This is a genomic window from Oricola sp. (assembly GCF_022763245.1).
In the GTDB taxonomy this organism is placed as follows: Bacteria; Pseudomonadota; Alphaproteobacteria; order Rhizobiales; family Rhizobiaceae; genus Oricola.
The window spans coordinates 147,985-162,781 of record NZ_JALEGV010000011.1 but is presented as its reverse complement, the minus strand read 5'-3'; the positions used below and the strand labels follow the sequence as shown (position 1 = coordinate 162,781).

14 protein-coding genes are annotated in these 14,797 nt (G+C 65.5%); 5 read left to right on the top strand and 9 right to left on the bottom strand.

All coding sequences use genetic code 11. The annotated features are described in order from the left end of the window. Positions 1-40: 40 nt before the first annotated feature. From MRY80_RS03585 to MRY80_RS03555, 7 genes are all read right to left on the bottom strand, one after another. Entirely contained in the window at positions 41-496 is a 456-nt protein-coding gene (locus tag MRY80_RS03585; protein ID WP_293288097.1) for a hypothetical protein, read from the bottom strand. Positions 497-513: 17 nt separating this feature from the next. Then, a complete protein-coding gene (locus MRY80_RS03580) occupies positions 514-1,656 on the bottom strand; it encodes an aminotransferase class V-fold PLP-dependent enzyme (RefSeq protein WP_293288094.1) in 1,143 nt (380 codons plus the stop codon). A 31-nt stretch (positions 1,657-1,687) separates the two neighbouring features. Beyond that, positions 1,688-2,980, bottom strand: a complete 1,293-nt coding sequence (locus tag MRY80_RS03575; RefSeq protein WP_293288092.1) for a TRAP transporter large permease — start codon at positions 2,978-2,980, stop codon at positions 1,688-1,690. Further along, the gene (locus MRY80_RS03570) at positions 2,977-3,495 is read right to left on the bottom strand and encodes a TRAP transporter small permease (protein WP_293288090.1); all 519 of its coding nucleotides are present in this window, start codon (positions 3,493-3,495) and stop codon (positions 2,977-2,979) included. Before MRY80_RS03570 ends, MRY80_RS03575 begins: the two co-directional genes overlap by 4 nt. Next, complete coding sequence (locus tag MRY80_RS03565; protein WP_293288087.1) at positions 3,492-4,493, bottom strand: TRAP transporter substrate-binding protein; 1,002 nt, start codon at positions 4,491-4,493, stop codon at positions 3,492-3,494. The genes MRY80_RS03570 and MRY80_RS03565 overlap by 4 nt, the downstream gene beginning before the upstream one ends. 248 nt (positions 4,494-4,741) lie before the next feature. After that, positions 4,742-5,689: a LysR substrate-binding domain-containing protein gene (locus MRY80_RS03560; protein WP_293288085.1), complete on the bottom strand. Its 948-nt coding sequence runs from the start codon at positions 5,687-5,689 to the stop codon at positions 4,742-4,744. A 100-nt stretch (positions 5,690-5,789) separates the two neighbouring features. After that, positions 5,790-6,728 carry a LysR family transcriptional regulator gene (locus MRY80_RS03555; RefSeq protein ID WP_293288083.1) on the bottom strand — a complete coding sequence of 313 codons (939 nt, stop codon included), beginning with the start codon at positions 6,726-6,728 and terminating at the stop codon, positions 5,790-5,792. 116 nt (positions 6,729-6,844) lie between these two features. Between MRY80_RS03555 and MRY80_RS03550 the strand changes: the two genes are divergently transcribed. From MRY80_RS03550 to MRY80_RS03530, 5 genes are read left to right on the top strand one after another with little or no spacing between them, the layout of a single operon-like run. Continuing rightward, positions 6,845-7,801: a tripartite tricarboxylate transporter substrate binding protein gene (locus MRY80_RS03550; protein WP_293288081.1), complete on the top strand. Its 957-nt coding sequence runs from the start codon at positions 6,845-6,847 to the stop codon at positions 7,799-7,801. Positions 7,802-7,858: 57 nt separating this feature from the next. Then, positions 7,859-8,332 (top strand): tripartite tricarboxylate transporter TctB family protein, encoded by a 474-nt coding sequence (locus MRY80_RS03545; protein WP_293288078.1) that lies wholly within the window; start codon positions 7,859-7,861, stop codon positions 8,330-8,332. A gap of 15 nt (positions 8,333-8,347) precedes the next feature. Next, positions 8,348-9,862 (top strand): tripartite tricarboxylate transporter permease, encoded by a 1,515-nt coding sequence (locus MRY80_RS03540; RefSeq protein WP_293288075.1) that lies wholly within the window; start codon positions 8,348-8,350, stop codon positions 9,860-9,862. A 42-nt stretch (positions 9,863-9,904) separates the two neighbouring features. Beyond that, positions 9,905-11,059, top strand: coding sequence for a mandelate racemase/muconate lactonizing enzyme family protein (locus tag MRY80_RS03535; RefSeq protein ID WP_293288073.1), 1,155 nt, complete (start codon positions 9,905-9,907; stop codon positions 11,057-11,059). Next, positions 11,056-11,793, top strand: coding sequence for an arylmalonate decarboxylase (locus tag MRY80_RS03530; protein ID WP_293288070.1), 738 nt, complete (start codon positions 11,056-11,058; stop codon positions 11,791-11,793). The genes MRY80_RS03535 and MRY80_RS03530 overlap by 4 nt, the downstream gene beginning before the upstream one ends. Positions 11,794-11,847: 54 nt before the next feature. Here the strand turns inward: MRY80_RS03530 and MRY80_RS03525 are convergent, their stop codons facing one another. Both MRY80_RS03525 and MRY80_RS03520 read right to left on the bottom strand, forming a co-directional pair. Further along, positions 11,848-13,902: a VTT domain-containing protein gene (locus MRY80_RS03525; RefSeq protein ID WP_293288068.1), complete on the bottom strand. Its 2,055-nt coding sequence runs from the start codon at positions 13,900-13,902 to the stop codon at positions 11,848-11,850. Continuing rightward, on the bottom strand, positions 13,902-14,684 hold the full coding sequence (locus tag MRY80_RS03520) for a glycosyltransferase family 2 protein (RefSeq protein WP_293288066.1): 783 nt from the start codon (positions 14,682-14,684) through the stop codon (positions 13,902-13,904). Before MRY80_RS03520 ends, MRY80_RS03525 begins: the two co-directional genes overlap by 1 nt. Between the last annotated feature and the right edge of the window lie 113 nt (positions 14,685-14,797).

Below are 14,797 nucleotides of genomic sequence, written 5' to 3'. Positions count from 1 at the left end.
AGTGGACGTGAAGCGCGACCACATTGATTGCGCCCTCTCGTCACTCCGCTGCGAAAGGGCGGACGGGTCTGCCGGCGTGTGCGGCCTCGCATTGGGCGCGGATCAGAAGGATCTCCGCTTCGTGGCAGGCGCAAAGCTGGTGCCAGCGGGCGTCGTCCATGCTGCGCGGCCGCCAAGCGGTCATCGTGACGCAGCACTGACCCGCATCAAGCTCGCAGATTTTGGCGGGCACCACGCGGGTGGAAATACGCGGAACCATGGCGCCTGGGTTGCCGAGCAGGTAGTCGATCGTGAGCCGCTCGGTATCGGCGCTGATCGAGAACCGCGTCTGTGACCCGTCGAACAGCGACCGGCCGATGTAGATTCCGTTTCCGGTTTCGTCGGGCCGCGTATTCATGCAGCCCAGCGACCACGCTCCCAGAGCCAGCGGATCGCACAGGAAGCGGAACGCCGCCTCCGCCGCGACACCGACTTCTGCGCTGACGCTGTGGGACAATTGCGACGAGGAACCCCTCATGCGGCGGCCCGCATTCGAGCGAGTTGGTCGAGCAGGCGCGATACGCCGTCGGCGGTCGTCACCGAACCGGGTGACAGGCGCAGCAGGCTGCCACGGCAGTCGGCGTAGAGACCCGATGCGCGCAGCGTCGCCACGGTGTGCGCAGGGTCCGCGTATTCGGGCAAGCGGAGCATGACGCTGCCACCTCGCCGTGCGTCGTCGTCAGGGCTGACGAGGCTCAATCCGAGCTCGGGCGCCGCGTTGAGGATACGCCGCGACAAGGCGCGATTGTGGGCGAGCATCGCTTCGGCATCGGCCGCAACATTCCACTCCAGCGCTGGGATCGAGCCGAGGCAGGCCAGCGCGGAGGGCGTGCCGTGATCGAACCTGCGAGCATCCGGCGCGAACTTGAAAGCGTCGAGATCCCACGAGAACGGGTTCTCTTGGCTGAACCAGCCACGCAATTCGGGGCGGCACTCCTCCAGCAGAGGCCGCGCGACGTGCAGAATTCCTCCTCCCGACGCGCCACCGAGCCATTTGAGACTGGTCGACACCGTGAAATCGACTTCCGGCGCATCGACCCGGTAAGGAATGAGGCCGATGCCCTGGGTCACGTCCACGCCGACGAGGCTGCCCATGCGCCGGCCGTGGGCGACCAGCGTGTCGAGGTCGCACCGGTGGGATGCCGTCGATGTCACGAAAGTCAGAAGGGCGAGCCCGACGCTCTCGTCCCAGGCGGCGATCATGTCTTCGTCGCGGACCCATCCCTCTCCAGGGCGCAGAGGCACGGTGCGCAAGGTGAAGCCGAGTCGCGGCGCCAGGCCTACAAGCATGAAGTGGAGGCTGGGAAAGCAGTCGCCTGCCACCAGGAGGCTGCGGCCGCGCAAGTGTTCAGCGGGCAGGCCGCCGACGAGACTCAACAGCGCCGTGGTCACGTTCTCCGCCGAGGTGAGCGTCCCGGGTTCGGCTCCGATCAGCCCGGACCACAGGTCGATGAAACGCTGGCGTTTCTCCAGCACCTGCGGCCACTGGCTGTCGTCGGGGGTTCCCCAGATATGCGCATAGTCGTCGAGCGCCCGCGCCATCGCTTCGGCCTTGCCGGGATACATGCCGATGGAGTGGTAGAGGAAATAGCCCGAGCCGTCGGGGGAAGAAGTCATGTCGATCGGGTCTCCGAATATCGGGTTGGAGCTAGAAGCCCATCAAGGTGGGCAGCCAGAGGCTGAGGCCGGGAAAGGCGGCGACGATGCCGAGCGTGACGAGTGAAACCAGCAGGAAGGGCAGCGTTTCGCGCAGCAAGGGCACCAGGCCGCAACCCGCCAGCCGTTCGGCGGCAAACAGGCAGACGCCCAGCGGCGGGGTCAGCAGGCCGACATTGAGGTTGAGGATCGCGATGACGCCGAAATGCAGTGGATCGATCCCGGCATGCATCGCCGCTGCCGACAGAAGCGGCCCGAACAGGATGATCACCGTGGTCGGATCGATCACCATGCCCAGCACCAGCAGGATCGCGTTGAAGATCAGCATCGTGCCGAGATAGCCGAGGCCCAGTCCCTCGATCTGGCCGCCGATCAGGCGCGGGACGTTTTCCATCCCCATCACCCAGGAGAACGCGGCGCCGCAGCCGACGATGATCAGAAGCTGGCCCGAAAAAAGGGCCGAGCGGCCGAAGACCGGCCAGAAGTCGCGTATCTTGATCGCGCGGTAGACGACGAGCGAGATCAACGCCGCGTAGAGCGCGGCGACCGCGCCCGCTTCTGTCGGGGTCATCAGCCCGCCCAACATCCCGGCAAGGATGATCACTGGCAACATCAAGGGCAGGATCGCCTTGCCGGTGACGGAGGCCAGAACGCGCGGGGAGCGGTCCATCTTGACGGCCGGAAAATTCTGACGTCGGGCGTGCCAGGAAATCAGCAGCATCTGCGCGACGCCGATGAGCAGCCCGGGCACCAAGGTCGCCGCCATGAGCGCGCCGATCGAAATGTCTGTCATCGAGCCGTAGATCACTGCGATGAGCGAGGGCGGGACCATAGGGCCGATGATCGATGACGAGGCGGTGACCGCGGCCGCATAGGCCGAAGAATAGCCTTGCTTCACCATGGCCGGGATGAAGATGCGTCCCAGCGCGGCGATGTCGCCAAGCGCCACGCCCGTGATGCCCGCAAAGAGGATCGACGCACCGACATTGACCTGAGCCAGGCCGCCACGCATCCAGCCGAACAGGGCGTTGGCGAAGGCGACGAGGCGTTCTGTAATGCGTCCCTCATTGACGAGCTCGCCGGCCAGGATGAACAGCGGGACGGCCATCAGCACGAAGCTGTCCATGCCCTGGAACACCCGCTCGGCGATGACCGGGAGAAAATGGATGTTGCCGGTGAACAGGGTCCAGACGAGGACCGCCGCGATCATCGACCACGCCACCGGCAGACCGAGGATCAGGAGCGCCACGAAGCTGGCGATCAGGACGGTGAGGGACGGAGTCATCGTGCGTCCGCCTGCTCGTGCTCGCTAGCAGGTTGCTGGGTCCCGTGGACAACGCGCAGGAGCGAGAAGACGGCGGCACAGCAGAACGCGACCGGCATCACCGCATAGGGATATGACAAGGGGATGCCGATGCCGGGGCTGGCTTGTCCGTCGGCGAACAACATGGCGTCCAAGCCGTACCAGGCGAGCACCAGGAAGACGGTGAGCGACACGGTTTCGAGGGCCGCTTCGAGGCAGCGCCGCGCGACGGGCGACAGGTTTCCGACCGCGGCGGGCAGGAGGTCGATGCGGATGTTGGCGCCGTCGCGCACGCCGAGCGCGGCGGCCATCATCGCCATCCAGATCATCGCGAAACGCGCGGTCTCCTCGGCGAACAGCGGAACGCTGCCCACGACGTACCGGCTGATCACCTGAAAGATGACCAGGCCCGTCAGCGCCATGAGGCACAGGGCGACGAGCGCGCGAAGCGCCCGGTCGACCATGTTCACGATCCGCATCATCGCCGCGCCGATCACTTGGACGCAGCGGCCGAGATGGCTTCGTCGATCAGCGCCGGCGTGTCGACGTTCTCACGCAGCCACTCGACGGCGACCGGCTGCATGACCTCTGCGAAGGCGGCCTTCGCGTCGGCGTCCAGTTCCAGCACCTCGACCCCGTTGTCCCGCGCGAAGCCCACGGCTGCGGCGTCCTTGGCGCTGGAGGTCTCGCGGTTGAAGGCGATGGCCTTCTCGGCCGCGGCCGTCACTGCGGCCTGCTTGTCCGCGTCGAGCCCCGAGAAGAAGGCGTCATTGATGCCGAGCGGGCCGAAGGCGTAGGTGTGCCCGGTCAGGGAAAGGTTCGACTGAACCTCGTAGAGCTTCACGAGGTTGAAGACGGTGACCGAGTTGTCCTGCCCGTCCACGACGCCCGTCTTGAGCGAGGTGTAGAGCTCGCTGAAGGCCACCGGCGCGGCAGAGGCGCCAAGCGCTTCGACCGGGATGGTCGCGAGCGGGCCGAGGACGCGCATCTTCAGGCCTTTCATGTCGGCCGGGGTGGCGATCGGCTTGTTCGCGCTGAAATGCTTGAAGCCGCCGGATTCCCACCAGCCCAGCACCTTGATGCCGGTCTTCTCGCGCAGGGATTCGGCCAGTTTGTCGCCGAACGGGCCGTCCAGCACGGCGCGCGCCTGATCGACCGTCGAGAACAGATAGGGCATGTTCAGGATCTGGATGTCCGGGAACACCGTGGCGATGTTGCCGTCGGCGGAGTCGCTCATCTGGATGACGCCACGGCGCATCTGCGCGAGGCGGTCGTTCGGGGCGCCGAGCGCGCCGCCATAGACGAGGTCGACGGTCATGTCGGTGTTGGCTTCGACCTCGGTCTTGAAGGTCTCGTACATGCCGTTGATGAAATCGAAATCGGCCATGCCTTCAGGCAGGGCGAGGCCGACCTTGATTTCCTGGGCTTGACCGGAGACGGCGCCTGACGCGGCCAGGGTGGCGGCGAGGGCGAGGGCGCTGAAGAATTTTTTCAATTTGAACTCCCTTTTGCAGTGAGCCGGGCACCCGATGCGCCTCGACAGTTGTTGGCGTGTCAGTCGTCTAGTGTCGCCCCGAAGGCAAACGCGGCACTGCGCACCGGTGCGTTCAGCCAGGGGACGAGCGCGTGGACGGAGGAGGTCCGACCAGAGCTTTTTCAACCATACGGGGGCGATGAGACCCGGGAAGCCAAAAAATAAGCTAGATGATAACCGGAAGTTATCACTGACTTCGACCGCGCGGTTCAGGCGTCGGACCCGACACTCTCGCCGGTTTCGGAAGACTCCGACACCCCGCCCGGCAGCGCGCGCGCCGCACGCTCCAGTCGCTCGGCCAGCGCGGCGGCGGCGGGGGGCAGCACGCTCGCGCGGCGGCGGATGAGGCAGAGGTCGGCGCCCCGCAACCGCTCGGCGATCGGTATTTCGACGACGCTGACCGGGCCGGTCATGGACGGCACCATCTCCTTGGGAATGAGACCCACCATGTCGCTGGCGGCGACGTTGGTGATCAGCCCGGTGAAGGTTTCGCAGGTCACCATGCCGGAGGGGCGAGGCAGGCTCGCCCGGTGCATCGCCGCCCTCAGCGCCTGCGCGGTCGCGCATTCCTGCGTCGGCAGCATCCATTCGGCCTCGGCCAGTTCGCCCAGCGTGACGGCGCCGGCCAGGGGGTGACCGCGGCGCACCACCGGCGTCAGCGTCGTCGCCAGCAACGGCACACGGACAAGATCCTCGGGCCAGTTTTCCGACGGGGCAGGCGAAATCGCGAAATCGAGGGCACCTTCGCGGATCTGCGGCAAGAGGAACGGGTAGACGCTGGCGGCGATGCGCAGTTGGACGTCGGGCCAGGCCTTGCGATATGCGGGCAGGATGCGGGGCATCAGGACCGTCGCGGGCATGTGGGCCAGCGCGACCGAAACGGAGCCGCGCCGTTCGCCCTTGATATGGTTCAGCGTATCGACGCCGGCCTTCAGTTCGGCATCGACCAGCCGGGCGTGCAGCAGCAGCGCCTGGCCGTATTCGGTCAGCACCGCGCCATGCACCGAGCGGTCGAACAGGCGCACGTCGAGTTCCGCTTCAAGCCGTTTCAGCGCCTTAGTCACCGCCGGCTGCGTCAGCCCCAATGACCGTGCCGCAGCGTGCTGGCTGCCGGTATCGACGATGGCAAGGAATATTTTCAGTGGGTTCAGTCTCATGCGGGGCAGTCCCTGCCAGCGGACCGCGCGCCGCCGCGGCAAGCTACGGCGCGGCGCCGCAGCCGGTCAAGCATGCGGCCGATACGCTTGCGTTTCCGGATCAGGCCCCGGAACCGGTTCCCGCATCCGAAGTCATGGGCTGTTTTTCCGAATAGAGCCGGATGTCGCGCAGTTCTCGCAGCAGCAGTTCCGCAGAGGGCGTCAGGTCGGTGAAGCGACGGCGAACGACGTTGAGCCTGCGGTTCCACCACAGGGACGGAACTTCGAGGAAGGCCAGGTCCTTGTCCTGCGCCTGATCGTACATGTGAACCGGGAAGAACACCGCGCAGCCGATCTCGCGCACCAGGTTCTTCATGACGAGGGGCGAATTCGTCTCCATCAGGAGCTGCACGGACTCCACCCCGTAGCGCGACAGGATGTTGTAGAAGGTGCGGCGGATCGGGTCGGTCGGCAATGGCATGGTCCACTGCAGGGCGGCGAGATCCACCGGTGTCGGCGCCGTGTTTCCGACCAGGGGATTGTCGCTGCGCACCATCACCTTGACCGGGCTGTCGCGCAGATATTCCTGCATCAGGCTGTCGTCGATTTCCTCCAGTTCGGTGACGATCATGAAATCGAGATCGCCCCGTTTCAATTCGTCGAGCATCGCGGTGATCGATCCTTCCCGGAGCACCGTTCGCACATCCGGGCGGATCTTCAGGATTTCCGCCAGCGCGTGCGGAAGGAAGACGGCGCCAAAGCTCGGGCGCATGCCGATGCGCACGGTTCCGCGCCGCCCGCCACGCACCTCCTCGATCTCGCGTTCGATCGTGGACACCTCGCCGACGATCGCCTCGGCACGCGGCAGAAGGGCGCGGCCGTAGACGGTGAGGCTGACGCCGCGGGTTTCCCGCTCGAACAGTCGCACGCCAAGGCGCGTCTCGAGTTTTGCGAGGCTCTTGCTGAGCCCGGGCTCGCTGATCGCGACCTCTTCGGCGGCGCGCCCGAGGGAGCCATGGGTTGCGATTGCGAGAAAGTGGCGAAGCTGACGAAGTTCCATGACATAGCCATCAGTTATGACTTGGGGAGAAGAAGATAATTGACGGGGTGGAGGGGTTCCCGTCAAGTTCGGGTCGAGTCGAAACAAGGCTCAAACAAGCATCAAGGGAGGAGACGATGCTGAAGAAACTGTTTGCGACCGCTCTCGCGGCGGCCGCCCTGATTGCAACATCAGCCTCTGCACAGGATTACCCGTCCAAGCCGATCAAGCTCATCGTGCCCTATGGCGCCGGTGGCGGATCGGACTCGCTTGCCCGCGCAATTCAGGCGGCCATCGAGAAATACGACCTCATGCCCGAACCGCTGGTCATCGTGAATGTCGATGCAGGCGGCGGTGTCGTTGGCGCTCGCGAAGGCAAGAACGCGAAGCCGGACGGCTACACCTTCCTGCAGGCGCATAACGAAATCTTCCCGCTCGCGCTCTCGGGGCGCCTCGGGTTCGAGGTGCTGGACGGGCTCCAACCGGTGGCGCAGACGACCACGGCCTGCAACTACCTCGCCGTGCCGGCGTCGTCGCAGTTCCAGTCCTTCGACGAGGTGACCGCCTTTGCGAAGGAGAACCCGGGCGACCTGAAGCTTGCCGACCTGATCGGCGGTCTTTCCCATTACGGGCTCGTGGCCGCGCTCAAGGACCAGGGCGTCGATATCGGTATCGTCCAGACGGGCGGAACCTCGGCACGCTTCGCTTCGCTGAAGGGCGGCCACACGGATCTTGCCGTGATGTCGCCGGGCTGGATCGAGCGCGGCGGTGACGAGCTGCGCGGCCTTCTGTGGCTGGGCGACGACGTGCCCGAATATGCCGGCGACATGCCGACGGCAAAATCCGCCGGGCTCGACATCGTTGGTTGCCTCAATCGCCGCTACTGGGCGCCGAAGGGCACGCCTCAGGAAGCCATCGACTACTTCGCGGGCGTGCTGGAAAAAGCGCTCGACACGCCGGAACTGAAGGAATTCCACGCGAAGTCCTTCGCCAACATCAACTTCCAGACCGGAGACGCGTTGATGAGCGGCATTCAGGACGAAGTCGAGAAGTTCACGGCTGCCGCCGCGAATGTCGACCTCTCGGGTCAGTAAGGCTCTCCGGCGCCGCCAACGGGTGGCGCCGGCTTTCCATCATCCGGAGTAATTCAGGTGTTCGTCTTCATCGCGTCGACACTGATCGCTGCGCTCGCGCTCTGGCAGGCACTTTTGTTGCCGCCGGCGATCTTCGAGCCGCTTGGCCCGTCGACATTCCCGATCTGTCTGGCAATCGCACTGTTCGCGCTCGGTCTGCTGGATCTGCTGGCGTGGGTTCGCAGGTGCCGCTCCGCCGCACCGGCCGAAGAGCAGGCCATGGCCGCGACCGAGGTCGACATGCCGGCGCAGCCCGGAAACGGCCGCTTGTGGGTGCCGGTGCTCATCGGTGCGGCGACATTCGTCTATGTCGCGGTCTGGCAGCATTTCCGCGTCGGGTTTCCGATCCTGACCGCCGTCTACGTCTTCGCGGCAAGCGCGGCGTTCGCCGGGAAGAAGCCGGTCGAACTGTGCCTGATGGCGATCGGCGCCATCCTGTTCGGCTATGCGAACTATTACCTCTTCACCGAAGTCCTCTTCATCGACATCTGACGCCGGAGACGCATCATGAGCTCGGAACTGCTCACCGCGCTTGGCGCGATGTTCCTGCCCACCACCTTTTTCTTCCTGACGCTCGGCGTCTTCGTCGGCATCGTGGCCGGCGCCATCCCCGGCATCAATGGCGCGATGGTGATCGCGCTGTCATTGCCGCTCACCTATTTCATGCAGCCCGGTGACGCATTGGTCCTGCTGGTCTCGATGTATGTCGGCTCGACCACCGGCGGCCTGATTTCGGCGACCCTGATGAAGATGCCCGGCACGCCCGCGGCCATCATGACCACGCTTGACGGGTTTCCGATGGCGCGGCGCGGCCAGGCTGGGCGGGCGCTCGGCTTCGGCATCATGTCCTCGTTTGTCGGCGGCCTGATTTCATGGGTCTTCCTCGCGACGCTGTCGCCGCCACTTGCCGAGATCGCGGTGCGTTTCGGCCCGTTCGAGATCTTCTCGATCACGCTCGTCGCGCTGATGCTGATCGCCGCCATCAGCCAGGGTTCGATGGTGAAGGGTCTGATCTCGGGCCTGCTCGGGGCGATCGCCGCGACGGTCGGCGTGGACCCGGCCTCCGGCGGCGTGCGGCTGACCTTCGGTTACGGCGAGATGGATGCCGGCTTCCGGCTGATCTCGGTGCTGCTCGGCGTTCTCGTGCTCAGCCAGGTGGCCGAGGACTACCGGATGCTGCACCTGCCGGTCGAGAAGATCCGGACCTCGACCCGGGACATGTTCATGCGGTTTGCCGACATGCGCGCGCAGGCGTGGAATTTCCTGCGCTCGTCGATCATCGGGACCTGGATCGGCATCCTGCCGGGCATCGGCGGAACGACCGCGAGCATCGCGGCCTACACCGTGGCGAAATCCTTCTCGAAACGCTCGTCGGAATTCGGCAGCGGCTGCGAGGACGGCATCGTCGCCGCCGAATCCTCCAACAACGCCGCGGTCAACGGCGCGCTGGTGCCGCTGATCACGCTCGGCATTCCAGGCAGCGTCGTCGACGTGATGCTGCTCGGCGCGCTGATCATCCACAATCTCACGCCCGGCCCGCTCCTGTTCCAGAATTCGCCCGAGGCCGCCTATGGCATCATCGCATCCGCGCTCGTCGCGAATTTCGTGATGCTCGCGATGATGCTGGTGCTGACGCCCTACATCGCCCGCCTGATCGACGTGCCGAAGAAATGGATTCTCGCGCCGATCATCGTGTTCTGCATCATCGGCGCCTATTCGGAAGCCAACCGGTTCTTCGACGTGTGGGTGATGCTCGGATTCGCCGTGGTCGGTTTCCTGATGACCCGGCACCGCATTCCGGCAGGCCCCTTCATCATCGGCTTCATCCTGACGCCGATCGCCGAGGTGAACCTGCGGTCCGGGCTGATGATCTCCGACGGCAGTTTCTGGCCGCTGGTGAACCGCCCGATCTCCGCGGTCTTCCTCGTCTTCGCGGTGATCACCGCCTGCTGGCCTTTCATCCAGGGATACATGGCGCGCCGACGCGGCGCCCGTGAAGACGCCGCCAATTCGGTCCGGTGACCGCCGGATTTCAACCCGTTTCAGATCACGCGAGATGACTTCATGAAGATTTCCTCCATCAAGGCCATACCCCTCTACATTCCCATTCACGTGGACATCGCAGGCGCCGACAAGGAGACCGCGATGTCGGTGTGCCTCGTTCGCATCGACACCGATTGCGGCCGCACGGGCTGGGGGTTCACCGCGATCACCGAGGAAGAGGTGATCGCCGAGATCGTCAATCGCGTCGTCGCGCCGAACCTCGTCGGCGAGGAGGTGATGGCGCGCGAACTGATCTGGCACAAGCTCTACTGGCTGCTGTCGCCGCGCGGGCAGACGGGTTATGCCTCGCATGCCATCGCGGCGATCGACGTGGCGGTCTGGGACCTGATCGGCCAGAAGCTGGAGGCGCCCGTCTGGCAGCTGCTCGGCGGCAGCCGGGACAGGGTTCCGCTCTATGCCACGTTCGGATTTCCGTTCTTCGATCAGGACCAGCTCGCCGACGCGGCGCGCCAGTGGGTCGCGGACGGCTTCACCCATCTGAAGATGACGGTCGGCGACGGCGCGCTGAAAAAGGCAGCCGGCGGCTACTCGATCGACGAGGCGATCGAGCGGGACATTCGCCGCGTGAGGGCGGTGCGCGAGGCCGTGGGGTCCGAGGTGCGGCTCTATCTCGACGCGAATTGCAATCTCGACCTCTTCCATGCGGCCAAGCTGGCGCGCGCCGTCGAGGAATGCGACATCGCGATGTTCGAGGAGCCGATCACGCAGAACGACGTGCCCTCGATGGTCGAACTCAAGCGCAAGACGTCGATCCCGCTCTCATGCGGCCAGAATGAGGGCCTGTCGTTCCGCTTCCGTGACCTTTTGGCCGCGGGCGCGGTGGATGTCGTCCAGCCCAATGTCGTGATCAGCGGCGGCTTTACCCAGTGCCTGAAGATTGCGGGCATGGCGGAAGCGCACAATGTGCGTTTCGCGAACGGGGGCGCGTGGTCCTATCACAACATGCACATTCACGCCGGGCTGGCGAATGGCGGGCTTGTCGAGCATCACTACCTGGCCGTCGAGTGCTACAAGGCGGTCTATCGCGGCCTGCCGGAGCCGGACGCCGGGTTCCTTGCCCTGCCGGACGGCTCCGGGCTCGGCTTCACGCCGGACGAGGACGCGGTGCGCGAACTCTCCAAGCGGCCGACGTCGGCCGGGGCGGGCAAGGCATGAGCGCGTCGGAAGAGACCGGCCGCCCGAAGATCGGCCTCATCGTCCCGCCGGCGAACAACGTCGTGCCGCCGGAATGCGAGACCCTCTATGCCGACGCGATCGAGTTCGCCGCTCGTGGGGCTGCGCTGAAGAGCCTCGACATCGCGGGCTACACCGACGCGGAAACCCGCATCGCCGGGCTCGCCGAGGAGCTGCGTGACTGGGGCGCGGAGGCGATCGTGTTGATGGGAACGTCGATGACCTTCTATCGCGGCCGCGCCCATACGCGCGAGATGGAGGAGATGGCGTCCGCCGCCTCGGGCCTGCCGACGACGTCGCTGAGTTCCTCCGTCATCACGGCGCTCGCTTCGCTCAAGGCCAGCCGGATCGTGCTCGGCACCGCCTATGTCGACGAGGTCAACCAGGCGCTCATCTCCTTCCTCGCGGAACACGACATCGAGACCACAGGGCTTTCGGCGATGGACATCCGCGATGTTCGCGCAGTCCACGAGGTGACGAGCCGGCAGGTGCTGGAAACCGGCCTGAGGGCCTTCGAGAAGGACCCGGAGGCTGACGCGATCCTCATTTCCTGCGGCGCTCTGCATACGCTGGAGATCACCGAACCGCTCGAACGGGAAACCGGCAAGACGGTGATCTCGAGCGCTGTGGCCGGCGCGCGTGGCGCCGCCGCCATGGCCGGGATCGACACGCGGCGCCGCGGCTATGGACACTGGCTGGAAGCAATGCCGTTCTAGGCGGCGATCGCCCTTCCACCGCCTTTGGCGCGATTGCGCCCCGACAATCGCGCGCTACCGTGGTGTCCGGGCGTTCGGATCGAACACCCAGCCGTCCGGCCAGGCACGCAGCACGTAGCCGGGGTCTTGTCGCCATTGCGCGACTTCGCCGGTCCATGCCGGGCCCCGGTTGAACCCTGCCGCTCCGGCCTCGAATTCCACGAAACCGATCGCGAGCAGCCAGATGACCGCGATGCGACCGACCCATCGCGGCACGCCGCGTTTCTGGCCCGCGAGCCCCAGGAAGACCAGGGCGAACAATATGTGCGGTACATAGGAGTAGCGGTTGCTCGCCTCGATCGCCATGACGGATCCGCCACGGGCGTTGGCGTAGGAGAGGATGCCGACGACCAGCGCGGCTGCGAACATCCAGGTCAGTGTGCCCGGCCGCCACGCCTTCACGAGCAGAGCCATCGCTGCGACATAGGCGATCGTACTCGCGCCCACCCAGTAGAGGACGTTCCCGGTCTGAATGGCGTTGACGAGTATGGCGGCAACGCGAACCTCGTCTCGGATGCCGAGCCATGGCAGCAGAAGATGGTTCTTGAAGAAGATGTAGGAGAGGATCGCGGCGTCGAAGGTCGTATCGACCTTCGGGGCCGGCTGGAGGAACCAGACGACCTGTATCAGCACCGCGACGCCAAGGACGGCCGTCTGCAGTGCGCGCGCCGGCGACCGGTCCAGCAGCGCCCGCGCGGCAAACAGCGGTGTGAGGAACCACGTCGTCGGACCGCTCAGCGCGCCCAGCGCCAGTATTGCCAGTTGAAACGTGCCCATCCACCGACCGCGCGCCGGCATCGCCAGGATGAGCGCCGCGCAGAGCGTGAGATGGAATTGCGGATGCAGGGAATTCAGCCAGACTTCCTGCATCAGGTGTGCGGTTGCCAGAAGCGACAGCGCCGCCACGATCTGCCATCGACGCCGCAGCCAGTCCACCGACGAGGACAAGAGCAGCGCTCCGGTCAGCCCCTGGAAAACCAGGCCGGTCACCATGCCGACCCACCGCACCTCCTCAAGGGGAACGGCGTGGGCTGCGACGAGGCCTGCCATGTTGGCGACGATGTTGAGATAGCCGCCATAGGAATGAAACAGCGCCTGCCACCAAGGCAACAGCAGTGCGTTGCCCAGGAAGATCGCTTCTTCTGCCCAGACCCGTCCGTGAAGGGCGACGTTGGGCAGCCTTGCCAGGACGAGCAGCAGGAACACGATCAGCCAGATCACCCGCTCGTTCCTTCCCGGACGGACGCGCCACCAGACGGCGGCTGGATGGCTCAACGCGCGTCGCACGAGAGCCGACGCGGAGAGGAAGGAAAACTTGTCATCCGTCTTCGCCATGGAGTGACGGTTCGGAAGAGACGTGTGCATCAGAATGTCGGCGGCGACTTCGGCGTCCGGCTCCACCGCGGCGAGCGCGCGCCGGACCAGCCGCCCGACATGGACCGTGGCCAGGAGCGTTGCAATGACCCCCATGCCGAGCCAGGCGAGGCGAAGGTAGGCGACTTCGTCACTTGCCGCGCGTCCGATCTCGCCGGCGAATGCGCCTGTGGCCACATAGCCGAGCAGGGCGGGCAAGGACGCCAGCGTGCCGATCATGTAATCCCGGAACCCGATGGAGGTGAGACCGAGCGCGTAGCTGGTCGGCGCGAAGGGCATCACCGGCGAGACGCGCAGCAGCAACACCAGCTTCCAGCCGTCGCGCGCCAGCAATTTGTCGACTTCGGCGAGGCGCGGCCGGTTTGACAGGCGCTGCTCCATGCTCGGCCTGGCAAGGGAGCGCGTGAGCCAGAAGGCGATCGCGGCGCCGGCAAGGGTCGCTCCCGTCGACAGCGCAAATCCGGGGCCGATTCCCCACAACGCCCCCGCAGAGGCGCCCGCCAGCGAGGCCGGCAGGATTCCGGCGACGACAATGACGATGAAGGCGGCAAGGAACAGCAACACGCCGCCGGTCTCGTTCAACCGGGAGAGCGCCAGCGAGACCGATCCGTCGTGAAGGCCGGGCCAAAGCATCACGGCCGCCACCCCCGACAGTCCGACGAGGAACAGCAAGGCGGACACCCGGGTGATCGCCATCAGCGGGGTGATCCTGCCGCTCGCGGCGGCCTGGGTCCGGCCGGGCCGGAAAACAGTCCGGATTTTCGCAGGCCCCACCGGTGCAACCGAAAGGCCACCGACGTGGAGAGCACGCCGAGGCCGTAGATGACGCTTCGCCGGAAATTGATCGACGAGGCTTCGGCGAAATAGCGTGTCGGACAGGAGATCTCGCCGATGCGAAACTCGGCGTCGATTGCCTGGACCAGCATCTGGTTGTCGAACACGAAATCGTCCGAACACGCATCCAGGTTCAGGCGCTCCAGGACATCGCGATGCCAGGCGCGGTAACCGGTATGGTATTCGGAGAATTTCTGCCCGACGAACAGGTTCTGTGTGAAGGTCAGCAGCCGGTTGGCGACATATTTGTAGAACGGCATGCCGCCTGCGCGCGCGCCCTTGCCGAGCATGCGCGACGCAAGCACGGCGTCATATTCGCCGGAGGCGATCATGGACGCCATCGCCGTCACGAGCTTCGGCGCATATTGGTAGTCCGGATGCAACATCACGACGATGTCCGCACCGCCCTCGAGCGCGGCGGCGTAGCAGGTCTTCTGGTTGCCGCCATAGCCGCGATTGCTCTCGTGGCGCAGGGTCCGGATGCCCAATGAGCGGGCGAGAGCCACCGTGTCGTCGCTGCTGGCGTCATCCGTCAGGATGATATCATCGACGACATCCTTCGGAATGTCGTCGAACGTGCGCTGAAGCGTCAACGCGGCGTTGTAGGCGGGCAGGACGACCGCGACCCGGTTTTCGTGCAACATTCGTGATCCCCCATCGTCCGATGCCCGTCGGACCAGCGCTCGCCCTCCCGCTCGGCCGACGCCCAAAGACGAGCCTTTGTCTGGCGGGAGGACGAGCCCGAGTCAATTCAGAT

Excerpts from the sequence above, each read along its gene's own strand:
- MRY80_RS03535 (WP_293288073.1), top strand. The coding sequence starts at position 9,905 with ATGAAGATTTCCTCCATCAAGGCCATACCCCTCTACATTCCCATTCAC.
- MRY80_RS03550 (WP_293288081.1), top strand. The coding sequence starts at position 6,845 with ATGCTGAAGAAACTGTTTGCGACCGCTCTCGCGGCGGCCGCCCTGATT.
- MRY80_RS03520 (WP_293288066.1), bottom strand. The coding sequence starts at position 14,684 with ATGTTGCACGAAAACCGGGTCGCGGTCGTCCTGCCCGCCTACAACGCC.
- MRY80_RS03580 (WP_293288094.1), bottom strand. The coding sequence starts at position 1,656 with ATGACTTCTTCCCCCGACGGCTCGGGCTATTTCCTCTACCACTCCATC.
- MRY80_RS03555 (WP_293288083.1), bottom strand. The coding sequence starts at position 6,728 with ATGGAACTTCGTCAGCTTCGCCACTTTCTCGCAATCGCAACCCATGGC.
- MRY80_RS03525 (WP_293288068.1), bottom strand. The coding sequence starts at position 13,902 with ATGGCGATCACCCGGGTGTCCGCCTTGCTGTTCCTCGTCGGACTGTCG.
- MRY80_RS03540 (WP_293288075.1), top strand. The coding sequence starts at position 8,348 with ATGAGCTCGGAACTGCTCACCGCGCTTGGCGCGATGTTCCTGCCCACC.
- MRY80_RS03575 (WP_293288092.1), bottom strand. The coding sequence starts at position 2,980 with ATGACTCCGTCCCTCACCGTCCTGATCGCCAGCTTCGTGGCGCTCCTG.
- MRY80_RS03530 (WP_293288070.1), top strand. The coding sequence starts at position 11,056 with ATGAGCGCGTCGGAAGAGACCGGCCGCCCGAAGATCGGCCTCATCGTC.
- MRY80_RS03560 (WP_293288085.1), bottom strand. The coding sequence starts at position 5,689 with ATGAGACTGAACCCACTGAAAATATTCCTTGCCATCGTCGATACCGGC.